This window comes from Pseudomonas sp. WS 5146, from assembly GCF_012985495.1.
GTDB lineage: Bacteria > Pseudomonadota > Gammaproteobacteria > Pseudomonadales > Pseudomonadaceae > Aquipseudomonas > Aquipseudomonas edaphica.
Map to the genome: position 1 here is coordinate 116023 of NZ_JAAQWL010000008.1, position 22570 is coordinate 138592.

Consider the following 22570-nt stretch of genomic DNA (forward strand, 5'->3'; position numbering starts at 1 on the left):
AACGCATTCCAAATGTGGGAGCTGGCTTGCCTGCGATGCAGGCGACTCGGTCTATCAGATGTTCTGCCGCTCGCCTTTCGGGTCGAAGAACACCGAGGACACAATCTCTGCCTCGATCACGCTGCCATCCGCCTGCGGTGAGAACACCCGCTCACCCATGCGCTTCAAGCCGCCCTTGACCACCGCCATCGCAAACGAATAACCCAGCGAGTTGTGCGCATAGCTTGAGGTCACGTGGCCGACCATCTTCATCGGGATCGACTGCTTAGGGTCGAACACCAACTGCGCGCCTTCCGGCAGCCATACATTCGGGTCAATCGGCTTCAAGCCCACCAACTGCTTACGTTCTTCACGCACGCAGTCTTCACGGTTCATTCCACGCCAGCCGATCCACGAGAACGGTTTGGTACGGCCTACGCACCAGCCCATGTTCAGGTCGTCCGGGGTCATCGAGCCATCAGTGTCCTGGCCAACGATGATGAAACCCTTCTCGGCGCGCAGTACGTGCATGGTCTCAGTGCCATACGGGGTCAGGTTGTACTTCTTGCCTGCAGCGACGATCTGTTCGAGTACGCCCATGGCGTAGTCGGCCTGCACGTTGACTTCGTACGACAGCTCGCCGGTAAACGAGATACGGAACACCCGCGCCGGTACGCCGCCAACCAGGCCTTCTTTCCAGGTCATGAACGGGAAACCGTCCTTATCCAGGTCGATGTCGGTGACTTCGGCCAGCAGTTTGCGGCTGTTGGGGCCGGACAAGGTCATGGTCGCCCAGTGGTCGGTGACCGAGGTGAAGTACACCTTGAGGTCTGGCCACTCGGTCTGCTGGTAGATTTCCAGCCACTGCAGCACGCGGGCGGCGCCGCCGGTGGTGGTGGTCATCAGGAAGTGGTTGTCGGCGAGACAGGCGGTGACGCCGTCGTCGAAGACCATGCCGTCTTCCTTGCACATCAGGCCGTAGCGGGCCTTGCCCACGTCGAGCTTGGTCCAGGCGTTGCTGTAGATGCGGTTGAGGAACTCGCGGGCATCCGGGCCTTGAATATCGATCTTGCCCAGGGTGGACGCATCCAGCAGGCCGACGCTGTCGCGCACCGCCAGGCATTCGCGCTTCACGGCGGCGTGCAGGTCTTCACCGTTACGCGGGAAGTACCAAGGGCGTTTCCATTGGCCAACATCTTCAAACTCGGCGCCGTTTTTAACGTGCCAGGCTTGCAGCGCGGTATAGCGCACCGGCTCAAAAATGTGCCCACAGTGACGGCCCGCCACGGCGCCGAAGGTCACCGGCGTGTAGTTGGGGCGGAACATCGTGGTGCCCATCTGCGGGATGGTCACGTTCAGCGAGCGGGCCGCAATGGCCAGGCCGTTGACGTTGCCGAGCTTGCCCTGATCAGTGCCGAAGCCCAGCGCGGTGTAGCGCTTGACGTGCTCGACCGACTCGAACCCTTCGCGGGTCGCCAGCTCAATGGCGGCAGCGGTGACGTCGTTTTGCAGGTCGACAAATTGCTTCGGCGCCCGTGCGGTCGGCTTGTCATGGGGCACCTGGTAAATGCCCAGGGTTGGCTCTTCCAGACGGCTCAAGGCTTTTGGCAGCGTGCCTTCCACCGGTGCAAACCCGGCTTCGCTGGCTGCGCGCACGCCGCCTTCAAAACCATCGGCCAGGGAATCGCCGAGGCCGTAGACGCCATTGATACCGCCGACGCACACACGTTTTTGCGGGGCTTCGCCTGGCACAAAACCGAGGATGTCTTCACGCCAGGTCGGCTTGCCGCCCAGGTGCGAAGCCAGGTGAACCACTGGGCTATAGCCGCCGGAGCTGGCCACCAGGTCGCAGTCCAGCCACTCGCCGGGGCTGGTGACTTTGTGTGCTTTGACGTCAATCGCCGCCACGCGTGCAGCGGTCACGTGCTTGCTGCCACGGGCTTCGATCACGGCGCTGCCGGTGAGGATGCGAATACCTTTGGCGCGGGCTTCTTCCACCAGGGCGCCGCGTGGGTTGTGACGCACATCAGCCACGGCGACCACTTGCAGGCCCGCATCAAGCCAGTCCAGCGCGACGCGGTAGGCGTGGTCGTTGTTGGTCGACAGCACCAGTTTTTTGCCGGGTGCCACGCCGTAGCGGCGCACGTAGGTAGAGACTGCACCGGCGAGCATATTGCCCGGCACGTCGTTGTTGCCGTACACCAACGGACGCTCGCACGCACCGGTCGCCAGCACCACGCGCTTGGCACGCACACGGTGGATGCGCTGGCGCACCTGGCCAATCGGCGCACGGTCACCGAGGTGGTCGGTGAGGCGTTCGTGAATGGTCAGGAAGTTGTGGTCGTGGTAGCCATTGACGGTGGCACGCGGCAGCAACACCACGTCCGGCAGGGCTTTGAGTTCCGCGATCACGCTGGCAACCCATTCGGTCGCCGGCTTGCCGTCGAGGCTTTCGCGCGAATCCAGCAAGGAGCCGCCGAATTCTTCCTGTTCGTCAGCAATAATCACGCGGGCACCGCTGCGCGCAGCGGCCAATGCCGCGGCCAGGCCAGCAGGGCCGGCACCCACAATCAGCACGTCGCAATGACGGTTGAAGTTGTCGTAGGTGTCCGGGTCATTCTCGGTCGGCGAGCGGCCAAGGCCCGCAGCCTTACGAATGTACTTCTCGTAAGTCATCCAGAACGATTGCGGGTACATGAAGGTTTTGTAGTAGAACCCCGGCGGCATCAGCTTGCCGCCGACTTTGCCAAGAATGCCCATCACGTCATTGTTAACGTTCGGCCAGCCGTTGGTGCTGGTGGCGACCAAACCTTGGTACAGCGCCTGTTGCGTGGCGCGCACGTTGGGAATCTGGGTGGCTTCGGTGGCGCCGATCTGCAGCACCGCGTTCGGCTCTTCGGCGCCCGCTGCAAAGATGCCGCGCGGGCGCGAGTACTTGAAGCTGCGGCCGATGATGTCGACGCCGTTGGCCAGCAGGGCTGCGGCCAGGGTGTCGCCCTCAAAGCCCTTGTAGCTCTGGCCGTTGAAGGTAAACGTCAGGGCTTTGTTGCGGTCGATGCGGCCACCGTTGGACAGGCGATTGATCTGGCTCATACCTTCTCTCCAGCAGCCTTGGCGGTGAATTGCGGCTTGGTGCCGATCTTGTAGGTTTCAAGAATTTCGTAGGTCAGGGTGTCGCGGGTGGCGTTGAAGTACTGACGGCAACCGGCGGCATGGATCCACAGCTCGTGATGCAGCCCGCGTGGGTTGTCACGGAAGAACATGTAGTCGCCCCACTCTTCATCGGTGCAGGCGTTCGGGTCCAGCGGGCGCGGGATGTGCGCTTGGCCGGACGCGTGGAATTCCTCTTCGGAGCGCAGTTCGCCACAGTGAGGACAGAAGATATGCAACATAGGGAATTTCTCCTGTTAGTGGGCGACGGCCGCAGCGCCGTGTTCGTCGATCAAGGCACCGTTGTGGAAACGGTCGATGGAGAATGGCGCTGCCAATGGGTGCATTTCACCCTTGGCGAGGCTGGCGGCAAACACGTTGCCTGAGCCTGGAGTGGCTTTAAAACCGCCGGTGCCCCAGCCGCAGTTGAAGAACATGTTCGGCACCGGGGTTTTGGAGATGATCGGGCAGGCGTCCGGCGTGGTGTCGACGATGCCGCCCCACTGGCGGTTCATGCGCACCCGCGACAGCACCGGGAACATCTCGACGATGGCCTGGATGGTGTGTTCGATTACCGGGTACGAGCCGCGCTGGCCGTAGCCGTTGTAGCCGTCGATACCGGCGCCGATCACCAGGTCGCCCTTGTCGGACTGGCTGATGTAACCGTGCACGGCGTTGGACATGATCACGCTGTCGATAATCGGCTTGATCGGCTCGGACACCAGCGCTTGCAGCGGGTGGGATTCGATTGGCAGGCGGAAGCCGGCGAGCGAGGCCATGTGCCCGGAGTTACCGGCAGTGACCACACCGACGCGCTTGGCGCCGATGAAACCCTTGTTGGTTTCGACGCCAATGCACACGCCGTTTTCCTTGCGAAAGCCGATCACTTCGGTCTGCTGGATCAGGTCCACGCCGAGTGCGTCAGCGGCGCGCGCGAAGCCCCAGGCCACGGCATCGTGGCGGGCTACGCCGCCGCGCCGTTGCACGGTGGCGCCGAGTACCGGGTAGCGGGTGTTTTTTGAGCAGTCGAGGTACGGGATCTCGTCGGCCACTTGTTTGGCGTTGAGCAACTCGCCGTCCACGCCGTTGAGGCGGTTGGCGCTCACGCGACGCTCGGAGTCCCGGATGTCTTGCAGGGTGTGGCACAGGTTGTAGACGCCACGCTGGGAGAACATCACGTTGTAGTTCAGGTCCTGGGACAGGCCTTCCCACAGTTTCATCGCGTGTTCGTACAGGTGCGCCGACTCGTCCCACAGGTAGTTGGAACGCACGATGGTGGTGTTGCGCGCGGTGTTACCGCCGCCCAGCCAGCCTTTCTCGACCACGGCCACGTTGGTGATGCCGTGCTCTTTGGCCAAATAGTAAGCCGTCGCCAGACCATGCCCGCCGCCGCCGACAATAACCACGTCGTAGACCTTTTTCGGTGTGGGCGTGCGCCACATCTTCTGCCAGTTTTCGTGGTGGCTGAGTGAGTGCTTGAAGAGGCCGAAGCCCGAGTAGCGTTGCATAGTCATTACTCCAAAACCGCGCTCAGCGATAAACCGGGAAATCAGCGCACAGGGCAGACACGTGCTTGGCCACGTTGGCCTCGACATCGGCGTCGCCGAGGTTGTCGAGGATGTCGCAGATCCAGCCGGCCAGCTCGATGCATTGCGGCACCTTGAAACCCCGCGTGGTCACCGCCGGGGTACCGATGCGCAGGCCCGAGGTCACGAACGGCGACTGCGGGTCATTCGGCACGGCGTTCTTGTTGACGGTGATGTGGGCGCGGCCGAGGGCAGCGTCCGCGTCTTTGCCGGTGAGGCCCTGGCGGATCAGGCTAACCAGGAACAGGTGGTTATCGGTGCCGCCGGACACCACGTCGTAGCCGCGCTTGATAAACACGTCTGCCATGGCCTGGGCGTTGTCGATCACCTGTTGTTGGTAAGCCTTGAAACCGGGCTCCAGCGCTTCCTTGAAGCACACGGCCTTGCCGGCGATAACGTGCATCAGCGGGCCGCCCTGGGCGCCGGGGAACACGGCAGCGTTGAGTTTCTTCTCGATGGCTTCGTTGGCCTTGGCCAGGATCAAACCGCCACGTGGGCCGCGCAGGGTTTTGTGGGTGGTGGTGGTGACCACATCGGCGTAAGGCAGCGGGTTCGGGTACAGGCCCGCGGCAACCAGGCCGGCGACGTGGGCCATGTCGACGAACAGCAGTGCGCCAACCTTGTCGGCGATCTGACGGAAGCGCGGGAAATCGAGGGTCTTGGAGTAAGCGGAGAAACCGGCCACGATCATTTTCGGCTGGCATTCGACGGCCAGGCGCTCAACTTCGTCATAGTCGATCAAACCGGTATCGGTGTTGATGCCGTACTGCACGGCGTTGTACAGCTTGCCCGAGGACGACACTTTGGCGCCGTGGGTCAAGTGGCCGCCGTGGGCCAGGCTCATGCCCAGGATGGTGTCACCGGCATTGATCAGCGCCAGGTACACCGCGCTGTTGGCGGACGAACCGGAGTGTGGCTGCACGTTGGCGTAATCAGCGCCGAACAGTTGTTTGGCGCGCTCGATGGCCAGGGCTTCAACCTTGTCCACATGCTCGCAGCCGCCGTAGTAGCGCTTGCCTGGGTAGCCTTCGGCGTATTTGTTGGTGAGGCCGCTGCCCTGGGCTTCCATGACGCGTTTGCTGGTGTAGTTCTCTGACGCGATCAGCTCGATATGGTCTTCCTGACGCTGCTCCTCGGCATTCATCGCCGCCAGCAATGCGTCGTCATACCCTTGGATCTGGTCTTTTTTGCTGAACATCGCGTCTCTCCCAGCCTTTCGTATTGTTGAGGCCCTCGCAGGGCCCTTTGATGCGATGGTAGGGCTGGCGCAGCGAGGTCAAATGCCTACGCACGCCACGCAAAGGTGCGTTTACGACATGGCTTCGCGGGTGGGCGATAAAACACGCAGATGGCTCGGGCCGCCTGAAGATTTAGAAACAGAAACCTGACACTTTAAGCCTCACACGCCTGAAAACTTGGCTACGCTTGCCACTCAAACAGCGCCAGCTCATGTATTCGACGCTTTCACTGTTCAGTCCAACAGATTGAACGCCCTACACCGTTGAGGAACGCGGGCATGGCGCTCGACTCTTCGCCCAACCTGGCCACGCCGCTGACGCAAAGCGTTACACCTGCACGGTGCGCGTGGTGCCTTCCCGATGCGAGCGCAGGGATATTCGCGCCAGGCTGGGATGTTGGCCTTGTGACGACTGACCCCGAATTGGGCAGCGTGGCGCACCTGGCAGCCTACAGGCTGGGCAGCCCATTCCCCGAGGATGCCAAGCTCTGCGCAGCGTTGAGTTCATTCTGGCCTGCAGTTGCATCAGACTCAGCACAAGCCTATCCACCAAACGTCGGGGCGGGTCCGACCGTAAAACCAATGCTGGATCAGGAGATCGGCAAAAGTGCCGGTTTCCCGTGGGATGGCGTACCCGCTCCAAAAAAATACGTCGCCAATTACGCGCCCCATAGAGCGTACGAAACTTACTTCTATACCGACTACACAGAGAACGCGCTGAACGGGAAGTTCTCATTGGCACTCACAGGCAAAGTCGACTCGCAGGAATATCAACGGCGAATCGATGCTTTCCGGCGCGTCAAACTTTCATTGAGCACCACACCTGGAAATTGGTTTATCGACACATTCAGCATGGCAACGCCCGACAGCGCAGGCCGCTATGACGTGATCATAATAGGTGCCGGCCCGGCGGGTTGCTCGGCGGCCATTTGCTGCGCTCAACAGGGCTTGAAAGTGGCACTGATTGAGCGCCTGTCTTTTCCGCGCCACCGCCCGGGTGAAACCCTGCACCCCGGCATAGAGCCTCTGCTTCAGCAACTGGGTGTGGCTGAAAAAATCCGCGGCGACGCCTTCGTCCGGCCTGCGGGTACTTGGGTGAGGTGGGACACTGAACGACACTTTGTGCCTTTCGGGCAAGACCAAAACGGACCTTGGCGGGGGTTTCAGATTCCCCGAGCAATGCTGGACGGGTTGCTGCTGGATCGAGCAGCCGCGTCAGGTGTCCACGTCCTGCAACCCTGCCAGGCAAAGACCGTGTTGCAGATAAGGGATCGAGTGGTGGGCCTCCAGACCCAGGCCGGGCAACTGTTTTGCAGGCACCTTATTGATGCCAGTGGCGCTCACGGTTGGCTGGCTCGCCAATTAAGGCTGACATCGCGTCGCTGCTCGCCCCCGCTGACCGCCGTGTATGGCTATAAGCGAGGAACAGTCCAGGAAAATACGCTCGGCATCTTCGCAGACCCATCGGGCTGGTATTGGACCGCTCATATCGGCCAGCAGCTTTATCACTGGACGAGACTGCGCTTTATGCAAGATAAATCACCGAAGATGGCGGCTGTTCCGGCCTGTTTTGAACACTTACCCTGTGAAGGAACGATCCGGGGGGCAGATGTCACTTGGTCAATCTGTGATCAGGCAGCGGGTAACGGCTATTTCATCATCGGAGACGCAGCCAGCAGGTTGGACCCGGGCGCCTCTCATGGCGTACTCAAGGCGCTGATGTCAGGAATGATGGCTGCGCAATGTATTGCCGACGAAAGCCTCAACCCAACGCACAGGCAGGCTATTTCACTTCAATATTGCCAGTGGCTGCGAGATTGGTTCGAGCGCGACGTACAAAAAATGCGCGATTTCTACGCGGCTCATCCGTTCCCACCTTGTTGGCTCGAGTCGATGTCAGCCAATGGCCTTTCGAACCCCCAACAAAAGTAAAAAATGTAACGGATACAGCGCGTAAGCCCAGCGGCGCATCGCCGGTGGCGAGACGTTTTTGGCGTGTCGCAACAAGACCAAACCCGCCAAGGGCGCAATCAGGCAAGCGGCCAACCCCATAAGCGCCACAGGCGTGCCGCTATTGAGCAGAATCTGCCATTGATTGGCGGCCACGCAGACCAAACCCGGCAACACGCTGAAATACCATGGCCGGTTAAACACCAGCAGCATCGCCAGCGGCAGTAACACACCGAAAAACCCGAACATCAGCTGGGCAGAAAACAGCGCCGCGATGACTAGGGCAATCAGCGCCAATCCTCGATCAAAAAGCACCTTCTGCTGCCATCCTCGGGCAACCAGCAACCCCAGCGCCAACGTCGGCAAGACGTTCAATGTATCGGCATCCTCGATAAACATCCGGTAGGGCACTTCACTGATCACACTGAACAGCAACAGCCAGCCCAGGTAGCGCCACTGGCCCGTGACGGGAGCATTGGCGACCCGGTGCAAATTGGCTGCAATCGCCAGGCAAAACCACGGAAACGCCAGGCGCCCCGGCACGTACAGGCCGTCCAGGCTCAAACCGACATAACGCAAGTGGTCGAGCACCATGCTCAGCAGCGCCAGCCACTTGAGCAGATCCAGTGCGCCATCGCGGACGCGTCCGACAGCCAACGTGTGTGTACCGTGCATAATTCCCCAGTGACTTTGCATTTACAGTGCGTGCGCACCCGCGACAATCTTGGTTACAGTGCGCACCAACATCGACCACAGGAATGGGCCATGACCGACAATAGCCAACAATTCGCCAGCGACAACTATTCCGGCATCTGCCCGGAAGCCTGGGCCGCCATGGAACAAGCCAACCAGGGCCATCAACGCGCCTACGGCGACGATGAGTGGACCCACCGTGCCGCCGACGGTTTCCGCAATTTGTTCGAAACCGACTGTGAAGTGTTCTTCGCCTTCAACGGCACCGCGGCCAACTCACTGGCGCTGTCTTCGCTGTGCCAGAGCTACCATAGCGTGATTTGCTCGGAAACCGCCCACGTCGAAACCGACGAATGTGGTGCGCCGGAGTTCTTCTCCAACGGCTCCAAGCTGCTCACCGCCCGCACCGAAAACGGCAAGCTGACGCCCGAATCGATCCGCGAGATCGCCCTCAAGCGCCAGGACATCCACTACCCCAAACCGCGCGTGGTCACCCTCACCCAAGCCACGGAAGTGGGCAGCGTTTATACCCCGGAAGAAATCCGCGCCATCAGCGTCACCTGCAAAGAGCTGGGCCTGAACCTGCACATGGACGGCGCGCGCTTCTCCAACGCCTGCGCGTTCCTGGGCTGCTCGCCGGCCGACCTGACCTGGAAAGCCGGTGTGGATGTACTGTGTTTCGGCGGCACCAAAAACGGCATGGCAGTAGGCGAAGCCATCCTGTTCTTCAACCACAAACTGGCTGAAGACTTCGATTACCGCTGCAAACAGGCCGGCCAGTTGGCCTCGAAAATGCGCTTCCTCTCCGCCCCATGGGTGGGCCTGCTGGAAAACGATGCCTGGCTCAAACACGCCCGCCACGCCAACCAATGCGCACAATTGCTCAGCAGCCTGGTGGCGGACATTCCCGGCGTGGAACTGATGTTCCCGGTACAGGCCAACGGCGTGTTCCTGCAACTCTCGGAACCGGCCATCGCAGCGCTGACGGCCAAGGGCTGGCGCTTCTACACATTCATTGGCAAAGGTGGCGCACGGTTCATGTGTGCGTGGGATACCGAAGAAGAACGCGTAAGAGAATTAGCCGCAGACATTAGGGAAGTGATGAACGCTTAAGCCTCACGAATACTGGCGCATTGCCGAGACTGTTATTTGGTATTTCCGACAGCATTACAGTCCACTTTCATCGTCTAGCCTCTTGGAACCCGAAAGGAAAACGCCGCTGCAGCGGCCACCTTTCGGGCACAACTGCCTGCCGAATAATCGGTCGGAAACGGAAATCCAGCAGAGGGTTAGACCATGGAAGTTCAATGCTACAACACTAAAGCGTTGCAGGAAGGCAGTCTCAGCACCACGTTTGTGAGCTGGGATGAGTTCAGGAAACTGGCGAAAGTCGGTGACACCATCAGGGAGCCTTCAAGAACCCTGGTCATCACCGAAAAAACCTTTGAACTGACAGCGTCAGGTGAGCAGTTCGCCATACAGATATACGCACGCTAACCAAGCTGACCCGATCGCTCCCACGCTCGCGCGGGCGCGATTAACTGAATGTACATGATCGTTCCCACGCTATGCGTGGGAATGCATCCCCGGACGCTCTGCGTCCAAGCCGCACCCAGATTCAAGGACGAATCCATGGGCAGAAGCCGCTACGTCATCACCGAACCCGAAAAGCCGCACTTCCTCACCTGCACCGTCATGGAGTGGCTACCGCTGTTCACCCGTGACTACATCGTTGGTCATCTTTTGGACTGCTGGCGATATCAACAAAACCACCACGCCCTGAATCTCTTCGGCTACGTCGTTCTCGAAAACCACTTGCACTTCGTCGCTCAGGCTCCCGACCTTGGCAAATGCGTGAGCCAATTCAAATCCTTTACCGCCCGTACCATCATTGATGATTTGCAGCGCCGAGGCGCAGAGCGTTTATTACAACGCCTGCGGTTCAGCAAACGGGCGCACAAGGTAGACCGGGCTTATCAACTTTGGCAGGAAGGCGCACACGCTGAGTTGGTGTACAGCGAGGGGGTGATGCACCAGAAACTTGATTACATTCACCACAACCCGGTGAAACGAGGATATGTGGACCTAGCCGAACACTGGCGGTATTCCAGTGCGCGCAATTACGCAGGGCAGGAAGGGCTCATCGAAATTCAACAGTGGCACTAGTGCCCGCCGCCCCCTCTCTGCGTGAGAATGCCTCCAGGGACGCTCCGCGTCCCGCTCTATGCGCATGACTTGAATACTGGGCACTTTGTGACGCGGAGCGTCACGGGCTGCATTCCCACGCGGAGCATGGGAATGATCGGGGGGTGGACACTCAACCAGCTCGTTCCCACGCTCTGCGTGGGAATGTCTCCAGGGACGCTCCGCGTCCCGCCCTATGTGCATGACTTGAATACTGGGCACTTTGTGACGCGGAGCGTCACGGGCTGCATTCCCACGCGGAGCGTGGGAACGATCGGGGACACTCAAACAGCTCGTTCCCACGCTCTGCGTGGGAATGCCTCCTGGGGCGCTCCGCGTCCCGCCCTATGTGCATGGCTTGAATACTGGGCACTTTGTGACGCGGAGCGTCACGGGCTGCATTCCCACGCGGAGCATGGGAATGATCGGGGGTGGACACTCAACCAGCTCGTTCCCACGCTCTGCGTGGGAATGCCTCCAGGGACGCTCCGCGTCCCGCCCTATTAGAACTCGATGCGCACGTCGCCCTTCGGCACGCTGCAGCACGACAGGATGTAGCCTTCGGCTTCGTCTTCCTCGGTGATCCCGCCGTTGTGGTCCATCTCGACCTCCCCGCCCAGCTTCATCACCTTGCATGTTCCACAAATGCCCATGCCGCACGCTTTAGGGATCAGCAGGCCAAGCTTGGCCGCGGCTGCGTGCACGGTTTCGCCCGGTGCCACGCGGATGCTTTTGCCGGAGGCAATAAATTCCACTTGATGCAGGTCTGCCAGGTCGATCTCTGGCGCGTCCGCTGCTTGCTCGGCTTGTTCCACCGCATCGGCGCGGGCTTCCGGCGGCGTGGCGCCGAAGGACTCCTCGTGATAGCGCGTCATGTCGAAGCCGGCGGCCTCCAGCAGGCGTTTCACTGCGCTCATGTACGGCGTAGGGCCGCAGCAGAACACTTCGCGCTCAAGGAAGTCCGGCACCATCAATTCCAGCATCTTGTGGTTCAAGTAACCGCGATAACCCGCCCAAGGCTCGCCCAGCCCGTGTTTTTCGCAGATCAGGTGCAGGCTGAAGTTGTCGATCCGCGACGCCATGTGCTCCAGCTCGCGGTGGTAAATGATGTCTTTGGGCGAACGGGCGCTGTGGACAAACGTCATGTCGACATTCGCGTTGGTGTCGTAGAACCAGCGCGCCATGGACATCACCGGCGTGATGCCGACACCGCCACTGAGGTACAGCACTTTGGGGCTTGGGAAGTCGATGGCATTGAACAGCCCGACCGGCCCGTGCACCGCCAGCTCTTGCCCTTCATGCAGGGTGTCGTGCAGCCAGTTGGAAACCCGCCCCCCCGGCACGCGCTTGATGGTCACCGAGAAGCTGTACGGCACCGACGGCGAACTGGAAATGGTGTACGAGCGCATGATCGGCTGGCCTTCGATCTCAAGCTCCAGGGTCACAAACTGCCCCGGCTTGAAAAAGAACAGGATCGGCTGGTCGGCCATGAAGCAAAAGGTGCGCACGTCCCAGGTTTCCTGGATGACTTTGACGCAACGGACGATGTGCCGACCATTGGCCCAGGTCTGGGTGGTTACCGGGTTCAGGAAATTGTTGGACATGCTTGCTCTCCACTGCCGATGCTCGGCTTTATGGTGGCGATTCTGCGTAACGCCGGAACCGCCCATTTACCTATCTGCGACATTCACATACTTATCGCGACCAGCCCCCATACCACGGGGCTTGCGCGTCGGGATCAGAGTGGGCCATGTCGTTAATGGACAAGGTTCGGCGCATCGGCGGCCCCACACTCGCTGCCAACAACTACGCTTTCTTTACGCCTTGCTGCAAAACCTGATCAGCCACTTTCGCCGGCCACACAGAATGGCCATGAGGACACACACGATGGACGTCACCGCAACCTTAAGCTTGGGCGATCCGCTGGAACCCGCACGCAAGGCCACCGCGCAAATGCTGCAAGAGCGCGAGCGCACTTTTTCGCTGCCGCAGCCGTTCTACTCTGATGAGCGGTTGTTTGATATCGACATGCAGGAGATCTTCCAGAAAGAGTGGTTGATCGCCGGCATGACCTGCGAGATCCCCACCAAGGGCAACTACATCACCCTGCAAATCGGCAAGAACCCGATCATCGTGATCCGTGGTGCCGACGGCGTGGTGCATGCCTTCCATAACGTGTGCCGCCACCGGGGCTCGCGCCTGTGCACCAGCGACAAGGGCAAGGTCGCCAAGCTCGTTTGCCACTACCACCAGTGGACCTACGAACTGGACGGCCGCCTGTTGTTCGCCGGCACCGAGATGGGCGCCGACTTCGACATGAAGCAGTACGGCCTCAAGCCTGTGAACGTGAAAACGGCTGGCGGCTACATCTTCATCAGCCTGGCCGAAAACCCGCCGGCCATCGATGACTTCCTGTCGACGCTGAACCACTACATGGAACCCTACGACATGGAGAACACCAAGGTGGCGATTCAAACCACCTTGTTCGAAAAGGCCAACTGGAAGCTGGTGCTGGAAAACAACCGCGAGTGCTACCACTGCAACGCGTCGCACCCGGAACTGCTGAAAACCCTGCTGGAATGGGACGACGTCACCGACCCGCGTGCCGACCAGGCCTTCAAGGACCACGTTGCCGCCTCCGCCGCTGCGTGGGACGCCGAAAAGATCCCTTACGCCCACGCCAGCTTCGGCCTGCGCAACCGCATCGTACGCATGCCATTGCTCAAAGGCACCGTGTCGATGACCCTGGACGGCAAGCAAGGCTGCGCCAAGCTCATGGGCCGCATCAAGAACCCGGACCTGGGCTCGATGCGCATCCTGCACCTGCCGCATTCGTGGAACCACTGCATGGGCGACCACATCATTGTGTTCACCGTGTGGCCGATCAGCGCCCAGGAAACCATGGTCACCACCAAGTGGATCGTGCACAAGGACGCCGTCGAAGGTGTGGACTACGACGTGGAGCGTATGCGCCAGGTCTGGGACGCCACCAATGACCAGGACCGCCGCCTCGCCGAAGAAAACCAGCGCGGGATTAACTCCACCGCGTACCAACCAGGGCCGTACTCCAAGACCTATGAGTTTGGTGTGGTGAACTTTGTCGATTGGTACAGCGAGCGTTTGTTGAACAACCTGGGCGCGGCGCCAGCGCCTTACCTTAAGGGTGTAGCGGCGCACGAATAGCTGACACACCAAAGATCAAACTGTGGGAGCTGGCTTGCCTGCTCCCACATGTATATTGGTCACTGTTCAAATAATGATCACCCCCCTTACAGCCCTTTGCCGATCTACCCTCCAGCCTTCGCCCAACAACTTATCCACAAAGCCACCCACAGCAATTGTGGGCAAGTGTGCCCGGCCCTCTAAATTAACTGAAGAAAATCCGTGACTTATTCAAGTCGTGCGGTTTTAGCCACACCTGATCACTTATTGATCAACCCCTTGAAAGCCTCTTAATACGTGGCCTGCAGCAGTACGCGAACACCTTATCCACAGAAGCACCAACAGACTTTGGGGGCAACTTCGCCGGCGTTGTGGAAAACCGCGTCAAACCTTCACAAATCGGGGCATCCAGGGGTTTCAGCGAGCCAATAAGCCAAATTGATCATATTTTGACCACGCCACTGAAAGCCTTTATTTATAAGGCTCACAGCCAGTAGCGAACATCTTATCCACAGAAGCGCCAACAGACTTTGGGGGCAAGTTTGTGCAGGGTTTCAAACTTATCCAGGAAAAAACCCAAGCAAAACCGTCAGTTAGCCTGGTTGTTTTTCGTACAGAGGGCTGCAGGGCTTGATTAGCCGGGGGTGTGGACAACCGCGAACAGGTTATCCACAGGCGGATCAACAGGGATTGTGGGTAATCCAACGATGCATCGTAAAGACAGTGTGGCGGGCGAGCTTTCTGTGGGAGCTGGCTTGCCTGCGATACAGGCACCTCGGTCCATCAGTCAGACCGAGGTGCCTGTATCGCAGGCAAGCCAGCTCCCACACAAGCCAGCTCCCACAGGTAATCAGCGCACCACGCCTTCTTCAATGAGTAGCTTCAGAATCGCTTCCGCGCCCGCCTCGGGGCTAAGACCTTTGAGCACTTGCCCACCGCCGCCGCTGGCCTTGGCGGTCGCCGCCTTCATCCGGTCCGCGCCGCTCTTGGCCTTAATCACCTTGAGGCGCTTGGGCCGGGGCTTGGCCGGTTGCAACACTGCGTCTGCGAGTAACTCGTCCGTCTCGATTTCGACCTCATGGGCCGCCAGTTCACCGCGTTGCGCCGGGCCATAGGCGCTTTGCCGTGGTTTGGGCGCGGCGTTATCCACAGTCGCCAGAAACGGCAGGCGCACCTTCAGGCGCCGCCGCTGCCCGCGCGGCAAGGCTTGCAGCACATGGGCAATGCCGCCATCGATAGATTCCACTTGCGCCAGCCCGACTATCAATGGCCAACCCAATTGCTCGGCCAAAAGAAACGGCAACATGCCTGAGCCTTCGCCGGTTTCCGCCTGGCTGCCGGTGAGCACTACGTGGGCGCCAGTCTCGCGCAGATAATCACTGAGCACCGGCAAGGCGTCGCTGCCCGCCGGTTGTTCCAGCACATGCAATTGCGGCAGGCCCATGCCCAGGTAGCTGCGCAACGTCGGCTCGTTAACGTCACCGGCATGCAACACTTGCAACTTATCCCCAGCCAGCTGCAGGCCCAGCTCGACGGCGCGTGCATCCTGCTCCGCACGGCGTGGGCGGCCGGAGGTCGGGTGGGCGCCGATTGACACCAGGCTGATTACATTCGTGGTCATGGTCATGTCCCTAGGCTGCGTCGCGCTTGGCGCCGTTGCGGTACACCTGCACCGCCTCGATCAAGGCTTGCAGAATCGCGGCGCTTTCGCCGATCACCGACAAGTCGGCACGCTTGATCATGTCGCAGCCAGGGTCGAGGTTGATTGCCACCACCTTGTCGCAGGCACCGATGCCTTGCAGGTGCTGGATCGCCCCGGAAATACCCACAGCCACATACACCCGTGCCGTCACCCAAGTACCGCTGGCACCGACCTGACGATCACGCGCCATAAAGCCATCATCCACTGCCACCCGTGACGCACCTTCGGTGGCGCCCAAGGCGGCGGCGGTCTGGTGGAACAGTGCCCAATCTTTTACGCCATTGCCGCCAGAGAAAATAAACTCCGCCTCGGCCATCGGAATCGCCCCTGGGTCCACCGCCACTGCGCCGAGATCCTCGATGCGCGGCAGGCTGCGCGCCAAGGCTGTGGATAACTCCACGGGCAAGACTTCGTGACGGGTTTCGCTGACCGGCTCGGCGCATTCCACCGCTGCCAGAATCAGGCGCGGCAGTGGCCGGGCCAAATCCTCCTGGCCCGCACCGGCGCGACCGATGCACTCCTCGCCCTTGATCTGCCAGACGCGTGTGGCCGGGCGCTCCTTGAGGCTCGCGGCAAAACGCCGGCCCAATTCACCGCCGCCACTGCGGCTGTCGGGCAGCAACCAATGGCGCGGGTTGAACTGGTTATCCACAGCCCGCAGGCCCTGGACGCGTTGCTCCGGTGAATAACCCTCGAATTCGTGGCCTTCCAGCACCAGCAGGCGATCGACGCCCGCCGTGGCAAAAGCACTTTCTTTGTGCTCGCCAAACACCACCGCCAGCACTGCACCGTCGCTGCCGGCCAGTTGCCGGGCCAGGCCGAGCAAATCGCGGTCGTGGCTGCTCAGGCGGCCACCAACCATGTCCGGCACCACGTTGATGTAGAACGCCGGCGCTGGCACCTGGTGCAACGGCAACTGCACTTGCACCGCCGCCGTGCGCTTGGCCGCGCCGCCCTGCTGGGCGCCGCTGCGGTCGATACGCTTGATGCCGTTGGGGCCGATAAAACCCACGCCATGTACATTTTTGCGGATGACGCCGTTCGGCCCCATCCAACTGTGTTGCAGCGGTTGCATGGCGGCGTGCAACGGGTGCAGGCGGTTGCGGGCGATCCATTCGGCCCGTGGGTCGCGGCGGATAATGTCGCTCATCAGTGCACCTCCGCAGGTTGACGCTTGATAGGTGCCTTGCCGGGTGCGGCGTCTTCAAGCAACGCGTCGGCGACCAGTTCAGCGATGTCCTTGATCAGGGGGCGCGGCTCGACCACGCCCTCAAGCATCGCGGTGCATTGTGGACAACCCACGGCCACCAGCTCGGCGCCGGTTTCGCGGATGTCATCCATGCGCATATCCGGGATCCGCTGCTTGCCGGGAATATCGGTGATCGGCGCGCCGCCACCGCCGCCGCAGCAGCGCGAACGGAAGCCCGAGCGTTGCATCTCCTTGACCTCAATGCCCAACGCCCGCAGCACTTGGCGCGGCGCCTCGTATTCGCCGTTGTAACGGCCCAGGTAACAAGGGTCGTGGTAGGTCACGCTGTTGCCCTTGTGCTGGCCCAGGTTCAGCGCGCCTTCACCGATCAGCTCGGCCATGAAGGTGCTGTGGTGCTGCACGACATAATTACCGTTGAAGGCGCCGTATTCGTTTTTCAGCACGTGAAAGCTGTGCGGGTCGCAGGTGACGATACGCTTGAAGCTGTACTTGGCCAGGGTCTGGATGTTGCGTGTGGCGAGCAATTGGAACGTGGCCTCATCACCCAGGCGGCGAGCGACGTCACCGCTGTCGCGCTCCTCCAGGCCCAGTACTGCAAAGTCGACCTTGGCCGCTTTCAGCACTTTGACGAAGGCGCGCAAGGTGCGTTGGTTGCGCATGTCGAAAGCGCCGTCGCCGACCCAGAACAGCACGTCGCTGCTGCCTTTTTCGCTGAGCAACGGCAAGTTCAGGTCCGCTGCCCAGTTGAGGCGACCGCCCGGTGCGAAGCCGCCGGGGTTGTCGGTGGCGATCAGGTTTTCCAGGACTTCGGCGCCCTTGTTCGGCGTGGCGCCTTTTTCCAGGGTGAGGTGGCGGCGCATGTCGACGATGGCATCGACGTGCTCGATCATCATCGGGCACTCTTCCACGCAAGCGCGGCAGGTGGTGCACGACCACAGGGTTTCGGCATCAACCAAGCCGTTGACGATCGGCTGGTGCGGGTTGCCGCCGTGCTCGCCAATCGGTTTACCTGGATAAGGGCTGCCGGCGAACTTGGCATCGGTGCCACCGGCCAGGCCGACCACCATGTCCTGAATGAGTTTTTTCGGGTTCAGCGGCTGGCCGGCGGCGAACGCCGGGCACGCCGCTTCGCACTTGCCGCACTGCACGCAGGCGTCGAAGCCGAGCAGTTGGTTCCAGGTGAAATCCTTGGGTTTTTCCACGCCCAATGGCGCGGTTTTATCGCTGAGGTCGAGCGGCTTCAAACCTGTAGAGCGGCCGCCACCAAAACGCTCGGCGCGGCGGTGCCAGGCCAAGTGCAGGGCACCGGCGAAGGCGTGCTTCATCGGCCCGCCCCAGGTCATGCCGAAGAACATTTCGCTTACGCCCCACAGCACGCCCAGGCTCAAGAGCGCGGCGAGCAGCCAGCCGCCGAAGTCGGCGGGCAGAATCCCGGCCACCGGCAAGGTCACCAGGAAGAAGCTGACCGAGAACGCCATCAGGCTTTTCGGCAGGCGCATCCACGGGCCTTTCGACAGGCGTGATGGCGGGTTGCGCCGACGTAGATAGACGAAGGTGGCGCCGACAAACATCAGCACCGAGGCCAGCAGCAAGGCATAGCCGAGGATACGGTTATGCAGGCCAAAACCGTGCACCAAAATGGCCAGCAACGCCGACAGCACAAAGCCCAGGGCGGTGGCGACGTGGGTGTTGGCGATGTATTTGTCGCGGGCGACCACGTGGTGCAGGTCGACCATGTAGCGCTTGGGCATGGCCAGCAGGCCGCCCAGCAAGTCAACCTTGGACGCGCGGCCACGGCGCCACATGTTCACCCGGCGCAGGGCGCCTAGGGCGGCGAGGCCGATGGCTGCAAACAAGAGAATAGGAAGCAAGGTGTTCAACATGGTGAAGCTCCCAAAGACCACACAGGTCTTGCATGGGAACCGGATAAAGGTGGGAGCTGGCTTGCCTGCGATGGCATCGCCTCGGTGTCACTCAAGACCGAGTCGCCTGCATCGCGGGCAAGCCCGGCTCCCACATTGACCGGTTCCCACAGTGGTTCGGTGGTTGCCTAGAAATCCTTGCACAAGCGCAGGGCGTCATAGATAGCGGCGTGGGTATTACGCTGCGCCACACAGTCACCAATGCGGAACAGCAAGTACCCGTCACCCGCCTCGCTCAAGCACGGCTGCGGCTTGATCGCGAACAAGGCTTCAACATCAATCTGGCCCTTGTTGCGCGAACCTTCCTTGAGCCCGTAGTAAATGGCCTCGTCCGGGCGCACGCCGTTCTCGACCACTACCTGGTCAACCACACGTTCTTCCTTGGCGCCGGTGTATTCGTTCTCCAGCACGGCCACCAGCTTGTCGCCCTCGCGGTAGACCTTTTCCAGCATCATGTCGCCGGTCATGATCACTTCTTTGGGGTACATGCTGCGGTAGTAAGTCGGGAACGACGTACCGCCAATCGCCACGCCTGGCTTGATGTCGTCGGTGACGATTTCCACCTGGCTGCCTTTGTCGGCCAGGAAGTCGGCCACCGACATGCCGGTGAACTCGCAGATGGTGTCGTACACCAACACGTTCTTGCCCGGCGCGACTTTGCCGTCGAGCACGTCCCAACTGCTGACTACCAGGCCTTCAGCGGCGCCCCAATGTTCGTTCTGCTCGATAAACGGATGCCCGCCGACGGCCAGCACCACGATGTCAGGCCGCAGGTCCAGGATGGTCTCGGCATCCGCCGCCACGCCCAGGCGCAGGTCGACTTTCAAGCGCGCCAACTCCAGCTGGAACCAGCGGGTGATACCAGCAATCTGGTCACGCTGCGGGGCTTTGGAGGCGGTGGTGATTTGCCCGCCGATAAACTCTTTCTTCTCCAACAGGGTCACGTCGTGGCCACGTTCGGCCGCGACCCGCGCGGCTTCCATCCCGGCAGGACCGGCACCCACCACCACGACTTTGCGTTTGGCCCCGGTGGATTTCTCGATGATGTGCGGCACGCCCATGTATTCACGGGAGGTCGCGGCGTTCTGGATGCACAACACATCCAGGCCCTGGTATTGGCGGTCGATGCAGTAGTTGGCGCCGACGCATTGTTTGATCTGGTCGATCTGGCCCATCTTGATCTTGGCGATCAGGTGCGGGTCGGCGATGTGCGCACGGGTCATGCCGACCATGTCCACATAGCCGCCTTCCAGAATGCGCGTGGCCTGGTTCGGGTCCTTGATGTTCTGCGCGTGCAGCACCGGAACCTTGACCACTTCCTTGATACCGGCCGCCAGGTGCAGGAACGGCTCCGGCGGGTAGCTCATGTTGGGGATCACGTTGGCCAGGGTGTTGTGGGTGTCACAACCCGAGCCCACCACGCCGATAAAATCGAGCATGCCGGTGTCGTCGTAATACTTGGCGATCTGCTTCATGTCCTCGTGGGACAAGCCGTCCGGGTGGAACTCGTCACCACACAGGCGCATGCCCACGCAGAAGTCGTCACCGACCTCGGCGCGCACGGCCTTGAGTACTTCCAGGCCGAACTTCATGCGGCCCTCGAAGGTGCCGCCCCATTCGTCGGTACGCTTGTTGACCCGCGGGCTCCAGAACTGGTCGATCATGTGCTGGTGCACCGCGGACAGTTCGACACCGTCCAGGCCACCGGCCTTGGCGCGCTTGGCGGCGCTGGCGTAGTTGCCGATCACGCGCCAGATTTCTTCCGGCTCGATGGTCTTGCAGGTAGCACGGTGCACCGGCTCACGCACGCCGGACGGCGACATCAGGGTTGGCCAGTTAAAGCCGTCCCAGCGCGAGCGACGGCCCATGTGGGTAATCTGGATCATGATCTTGGCGCCATGCTTGTGCATGGCGTCGGCCAGGTTCTGGAAGTGCGGGATGATGCGGTCGGTGGACAGGTTCACCGAACTCCACCATTCCTGCGGGCTGTCGATGGCCACCACCGAGGAGCCGCCACAGATCGCCAGGCCGATACCGCCCTTGGCTTTCTCTTCGTAGTACTTCACATAGCGGTCGGTGGTCATGCCGCCGTCGGTGGCATACACCTCGGCGTGGGCGGTACTGAGCACGCGGTTGCGGATGGTCAGTTTGCCGATCTGGATCGGCGCAAACATTGCTTCGAAAGCCATGGCACGGTTCCTCGACTTACAACGGCTTGACGGTGAACAGGCCGTCGTTGTGGCCCTCTTCGGAGCCTCCGTAAACTTGCTCGGCTACGGTGCGAATCTTGCTGCCGCGCGCCTGCAGAATCTGGTCCATGGCACCGGCAAACCAACCGGTGAACATGTAGTCCACTTTGCGCCCGACCTTGCCGTACACGTAGACAAACGCCGAGTGTTCGAGCTTGACGCTGGCGGTGCCTTTGTCGAGGTCGATGTCCTGGATCTTGAACAGGCCCCAGCCGCGTTGCGACAGGCGCTTCATGTAATGCTCGAACACTGCAACGCCTTCCAGGCCGTGGCATTCAGCTTCTTTTTCGCACCAGTGCCAGGCAGATTTGTAGCCGGCCTTGTAGAGGATTTCGGCGTAGGCGTCGGCGCCCAGCACTTCTTCAATGCCCATGTGGTTGTTGACGAAGAAATGCCGTGGCACATACAGCATTGGCAGGGCGTCGGAGGTCCAGACACCGGTTTCGCTGTCGACTTCGATAGGCAATTGCGGGGCGATTTTGGCCATGGAAACTTAACTCCAGAAAATTCTTAGGTGTGCCCCCGATGCGAACGGCCGGGGGAGAAATGCGGTGGCTTATTCGCCCCAGACGTCTTTCAAGACATTGACCCAGTTCTCGCCCATGATCTTGCGCACCACGCGCTCGCTGTGGCCGCGTTTGAGCAGGGTCTCGGTGAGGTTGGGGAACTCGCCCACGGTGCGGATGCCCAGCGGGTTGATGATCTTGCCGAAGCTGGTCAGACGGCGGGCGTAGCCTTTGTCATGGGTCAGCATTTCAAAGAAATCCTGGCCATGGCCCTGGGTGAAGTCGGTGCCAATGCCAATGGCGTCTTCGCCGACGATGTTCATGGTGTATTCGATGGCTTCGGCGTAGTCGTCGATGGTCGAATCGATGCCCTTGGCCAGGAACGGCGCGAACATGGTCACGCCGACAAAACCGCCATGGTCGGCGATGAACTTGAGCTCTTCATCGGACTTGTTGCGCGGGTGCTCTTTAAGGCCCGACGGCAGGCAGTGGGAGTAGCACACCGGCTTTTTCGATTCGAGGATGACTTCTTCGCTGGTCTTGGAACCGACGTGGGACAAGTCGCACATGATGCCGACACGGTTCATCTCACCGACGATCTCACGACCAAAGCCCGACAGCCCGCCGTCACGCTCGTAGCAACCGGTGCCGACCAGGTTCTGGGTGTTGTAGCACATCTGCACCACACCCACGCCGAGCTGCTTGAAGATCTCGACGTAGCCGAGTTGGTCCTCAAACGCATGGGCGTTCTGGAAGCCGAAGATGATGCCGGTCTTGCCCTGCTCTTTTGCACGGCGAATGTCGGCGGTAGTTTTCACCGGGATCACCAGGTCGCTGTTTTCACGGATCAGGGTCTGGCTGGCAACGATGTTGTTGATCGTGGCCTGGAAGCCTTCCCACACCGACACCGTGCAATTAGCGGCGGTGAGGCCACCTTTGCGCATGTCTTCGAACAGGTCGCGGTTCCACTTGGCAATAATCAGACCGTCGATAACGATGCTGTCGGCGTGCAACTCGGCTGGGCTCATCAGGCGTCCCCT

The 22570-nt window shown here is 60.8% G+C and carries 17 protein-coding genes; 5 read left to right on the forward strand and 12 right to left on the reverse strand.

What is annotated here, in order from left to right:
- Positions 1 to 54: 54 nt before the first annotated feature.
- From HBO41_RS20435 to glyA, 4 genes are read right to left on the reverse strand one after another with little or no spacing between them, the layout of a single operon-like run.
- Positions 55 to 3072 carry a sarcosine oxidase subunit alpha gene (locus HBO41_RS20435; RefSeq protein WP_099550386.1) on the reverse strand — a complete coding sequence of 1006 codons (3018 nt, stop codon included), beginning with the start codon at positions 3070 to 3072 and terminating at the stop codon, positions 55 to 57.
- Positions 3069 to 3371 carry a sarcosine oxidase subunit delta gene (locus tag HBO41_RS20440; RefSeq protein WP_015886243.1) on the reverse strand — a complete coding sequence of 101 codons (303 nt, stop codon included), beginning with the start codon at positions 3369 to 3371 and terminating at the stop codon, positions 3069 to 3071. The genes HBO41_RS20435 and HBO41_RS20440 overlap by 4 nt, the downstream gene beginning before the upstream one ends.
- A gap of 15 nt (positions 3372 to 3386) precedes the next feature.
- Positions 3387 to 4637 carry a sarcosine oxidase subunit beta gene (locus tag HBO41_RS20445; RefSeq protein ID WP_010207084.1) on the reverse strand — a complete coding sequence of 417 codons (1251 nt, stop codon included), beginning with the start codon at positions 4635 to 4637 and terminating at the stop codon, positions 3387 to 3389.
- A gap of 22 nt (positions 4638 to 4659) precedes the next feature.
- Positions 4660 to 5913, reverse strand: a complete 1254-nt coding sequence (glyA, locus tag HBO41_RS20450; protein WP_099550385.1) for a serine hydroxymethyltransferase — start codon at positions 5911 to 5913, stop codon at positions 4660 to 4662.
- Between the two features lie 318 nt (positions 5914 to 6231).
- Between glyA and HBO41_RS20455 the strand changes: the two genes are divergently transcribed.
- A complete protein-coding gene (locus HBO41_RS20455; RefSeq protein WP_262380445.1) occupies positions 6232 to 7884 on the forward strand; it encodes an NAD(P)/FAD-dependent oxidoreductase in 1653 nt (550 codons plus the stop codon).
- Here HBO41_RS20455 and HBO41_RS20460 read toward each other — a convergent pair.
- A complete protein-coding gene (locus tag HBO41_RS20460; RefSeq protein WP_169987519.1) occupies positions 7849 to 8577 on the reverse strand; it encodes a TraX family protein in 729 nt (242 codons plus the stop codon). The two genes, HBO41_RS20455 and HBO41_RS20460, sit on opposite strands and share 36 nt — an antisense overlap.
- A 90-nt stretch (positions 8578 to 8667) precedes the next feature.
- On the opposite strand from HBO41_RS20460, the gene HBO41_RS20465 reads away from it, so the two are divergent.
- The 3 genes from HBO41_RS20465 to HBO41_RS20475 all read left to right on the forward strand — a co-directional run bounded on the left by HBO41_RS20465 (position 8668) and on the right by HBO41_RS20475 (position 10761).
- A complete protein-coding gene (locus HBO41_RS20465; protein ID WP_017137986.1) occupies positions 8668 to 9708 on the forward strand; it encodes a low specificity L-threonine aldolase in 1041 nt (346 codons plus the stop codon).
- 183 nt (positions 9709 to 9891) lie between these two features.
- The gene (locus tag HBO41_RS20470; protein WP_017137985.1) at positions 9892 to 10092 is read left to right on the forward strand and encodes a hypothetical protein; all 201 of its coding nucleotides are present in this window, start codon (positions 9892 to 9894) and stop codon (positions 10090 to 10092) included.
- Between the two features lie 135 nt (positions 10093 to 10227).
- Positions 10228 to 10761, forward strand: a complete 534-nt coding sequence (locus tag HBO41_RS20475; RefSeq protein ID WP_026013773.1) for an REP-associated tyrosine transposase — start codon at positions 10228 to 10230, stop codon at positions 10759 to 10761.
- A 521-nt stretch (positions 10762 to 11282) separates the two neighbouring features.
- On the opposite strand, the gene gbcB is transcribed toward HBO41_RS20475, so the two are convergent.
- Positions 11283 to 12383: a glycine-betaine demethylase subunit GbcB gene (gene gbcB / locus HBO41_RS20480; RefSeq protein ID WP_017139359.1), complete on the reverse strand. Its 1101-nt coding sequence runs from the start codon at positions 12381 to 12383 to the stop codon at positions 11283 to 11285.
- A gap of 283 nt (positions 12384 to 12666) precedes the next feature.
- Between gbcB and gbcA the strand changes: the two genes are divergently transcribed.
- Entirely contained in the window at positions 12667 to 13962 is a 1296-nt protein-coding gene (gbcA, locus tag HBO41_RS20485; protein ID WP_017139360.1) for a glycine-betaine demethylase subunit GbcA, read from the forward strand.
- Positions 13963 to 14791: 829 nt separating this feature from the next.
- On the opposite strand, the gene HBO41_RS20490 is transcribed toward gbcA, so the two are convergent.
- The 6 genes from HBO41_RS20490 to HBO41_RS20515 form a co-directional block, all read right to left on the reverse strand.
- Complete coding sequence (locus HBO41_RS20490) at positions 14792 to 15562, reverse strand: electron transfer flavoprotein subunit beta (RefSeq protein WP_017139361.1); 771 nt, start codon at positions 15560 to 15562, stop codon at positions 14792 to 14794.
- A 10-nt stretch (positions 15563 to 15572) separates the two neighbouring features.
- Complete coding sequence (locus HBO41_RS20495) at positions 15573 to 16793, reverse strand: electron transfer flavoprotein subunit alpha/FixB family protein (RefSeq protein WP_099550384.1); 1221 nt, start codon at positions 16791 to 16793, stop codon at positions 15573 to 15575.
- The gene (dgcB, locus tag HBO41_RS20500; protein WP_169987521.1) at positions 16793 to 18736 is read right to left on the reverse strand and encodes a dimethylglycine demethylation protein DgcB; all 1944 of its coding nucleotides are present in this window, start codon (positions 18734 to 18736) and stop codon (positions 16793 to 16795) included. The genes HBO41_RS20495 and dgcB overlap by 1 nt, the downstream gene beginning before the upstream one ends.
- A gap of 167 nt (positions 18737 to 18903) precedes the next feature.
- Entirely contained in the window at positions 18904 to 20964 is a 2061-nt protein-coding gene (gene dgcA, locus HBO41_RS20505) for a dimethylglycine demethylation protein DgcA (protein WP_099550382.1), read from the reverse strand.
- Positions 20965 to 20980: 16 nt separating this feature from the next.
- Positions 20981 to 21511: a DUF5943 domain-containing protein gene (locus HBO41_RS20510; protein WP_169987523.1), complete on the reverse strand. Its 531-nt coding sequence runs from the start codon at positions 21509 to 21511 to the stop codon at positions 20981 to 20983.
- A 69-nt stretch (positions 21512 to 21580) separates the two neighbouring features.
- Positions 21581 to 22558, reverse strand: a complete 978-nt coding sequence (locus HBO41_RS20515) for a dipeptidase (RefSeq protein ID WP_014720245.1) — start codon at positions 22556 to 22558, stop codon at positions 21581 to 21583.
- Positions 22559 to 22570 lie beyond the last annotated feature (12 nt).

Excerpts from the sequence above, each read along its gene's own strand:
- HBO41_RS20470 (WP_017137985.1), top strand. The coding sequence starts at position 9,892 with ATGGAAGTTCAATGCTACAACACTAAAGCGTTGCAGGAAGGCAGTCTC.
- HBO41_RS20515 (WP_014720245.1), bottom strand. The coding sequence starts at position 22,558 with ATGAGCCCAGCCGAGTTGCACGCCGACAGCATCGTTATCGACGGTCTG.
- HBO41_RS20490 (WP_017139361.1), bottom strand. The coding sequence starts at position 15,562 with ATGACCACGAATGTAATCAGCCTGGTGTCAATCGGCGCCCACCCGACC.
- HBO41_RS20445 (WP_010207084.1), bottom strand. The coding sequence starts at position 4,637 with ATGCAACGCTACTCGGGCTTCGGCCTCTTCAAGCACTCACTCAGCCAC.
- HBO41_RS20510 (WP_169987523.1), bottom strand. The coding sequence starts at position 21,511 with ATGGCCAAAATCGCCCCGCAATTGCCTATCGAAGTCGACAGCGAAACC.
- HBO41_RS20460 (WP_169987519.1), bottom strand. The coding sequence starts at position 8,577 with ATGCACGGTACACACACGTTGGCTGTCGGACGCGTCCGCGATGGCGCA.
- HBO41_RS20475 (WP_026013773.1), top strand. The coding sequence starts at position 10,228 with ATGGGCAGAAGCCGCTACGTCATCACCGAACCCGAAAAGCCGCACTTC.
- HBO41_RS20440 (WP_015886243.1), bottom strand. The coding sequence starts at position 3,371 with ATGTTGCATATCTTCTGTCCTCACTGTGGCGAACTGCGCTCCGAAGAG.
- HBO41_RS20495 (WP_099550384.1), bottom strand. The coding sequence starts at position 16,793 with ATGAGCGACATTATCCGCCGCGACCCACGGGCCGAATGGATCGCCCGC.
- dgcA (WP_099550382.1), bottom strand. The coding sequence starts at position 20,964 with ATGGCTTTCGAAGCAATGTTTGCGCCGATCCAGATCGGCAAACTGACC.
- gbcB (WP_017139359.1), bottom strand. The coding sequence starts at position 12,383 with ATGTCCAACAATTTCCTGAACCCGGTAACCACCCAGACCTGGGCCAAT.
- gbcA (WP_017139360.1), top strand. The coding sequence starts at position 12,667 with ATGGACGTCACCGCAACCTTAAGCTTGGGCGATCCGCTGGAACCCGCA.
- HBO41_RS20455 (WP_262380445.1), top strand. The coding sequence starts at position 6,232 with ATGGCGCTCGACTCTTCGCCCAACCTGGCCACGCCGCTGACGCAAAGC.
- glyA (WP_099550385.1), bottom strand. The coding sequence starts at position 5,913 with ATGTTCAGCAAAAAAGACCAGATCCAAGGGTATGACGACGCATTGCTG.
- HBO41_RS20435 (WP_099550386.1), bottom strand. The coding sequence starts at position 3,072 with ATGAGCCAGATCAATCGCCTGTCCAACGGTGGCCGCATCGACCGCAAC.
- HBO41_RS20465 (WP_017137986.1), top strand. The coding sequence starts at position 8,668 with ATGACCGACAATAGCCAACAATTCGCCAGCGACAACTATTCCGGCATC.
- dgcB (WP_169987521.1), bottom strand. The coding sequence starts at position 18,736 with ATGTTGAACACCTTGCTTCCTATTCTCTTGTTTGCAGCCATCGGCCTC.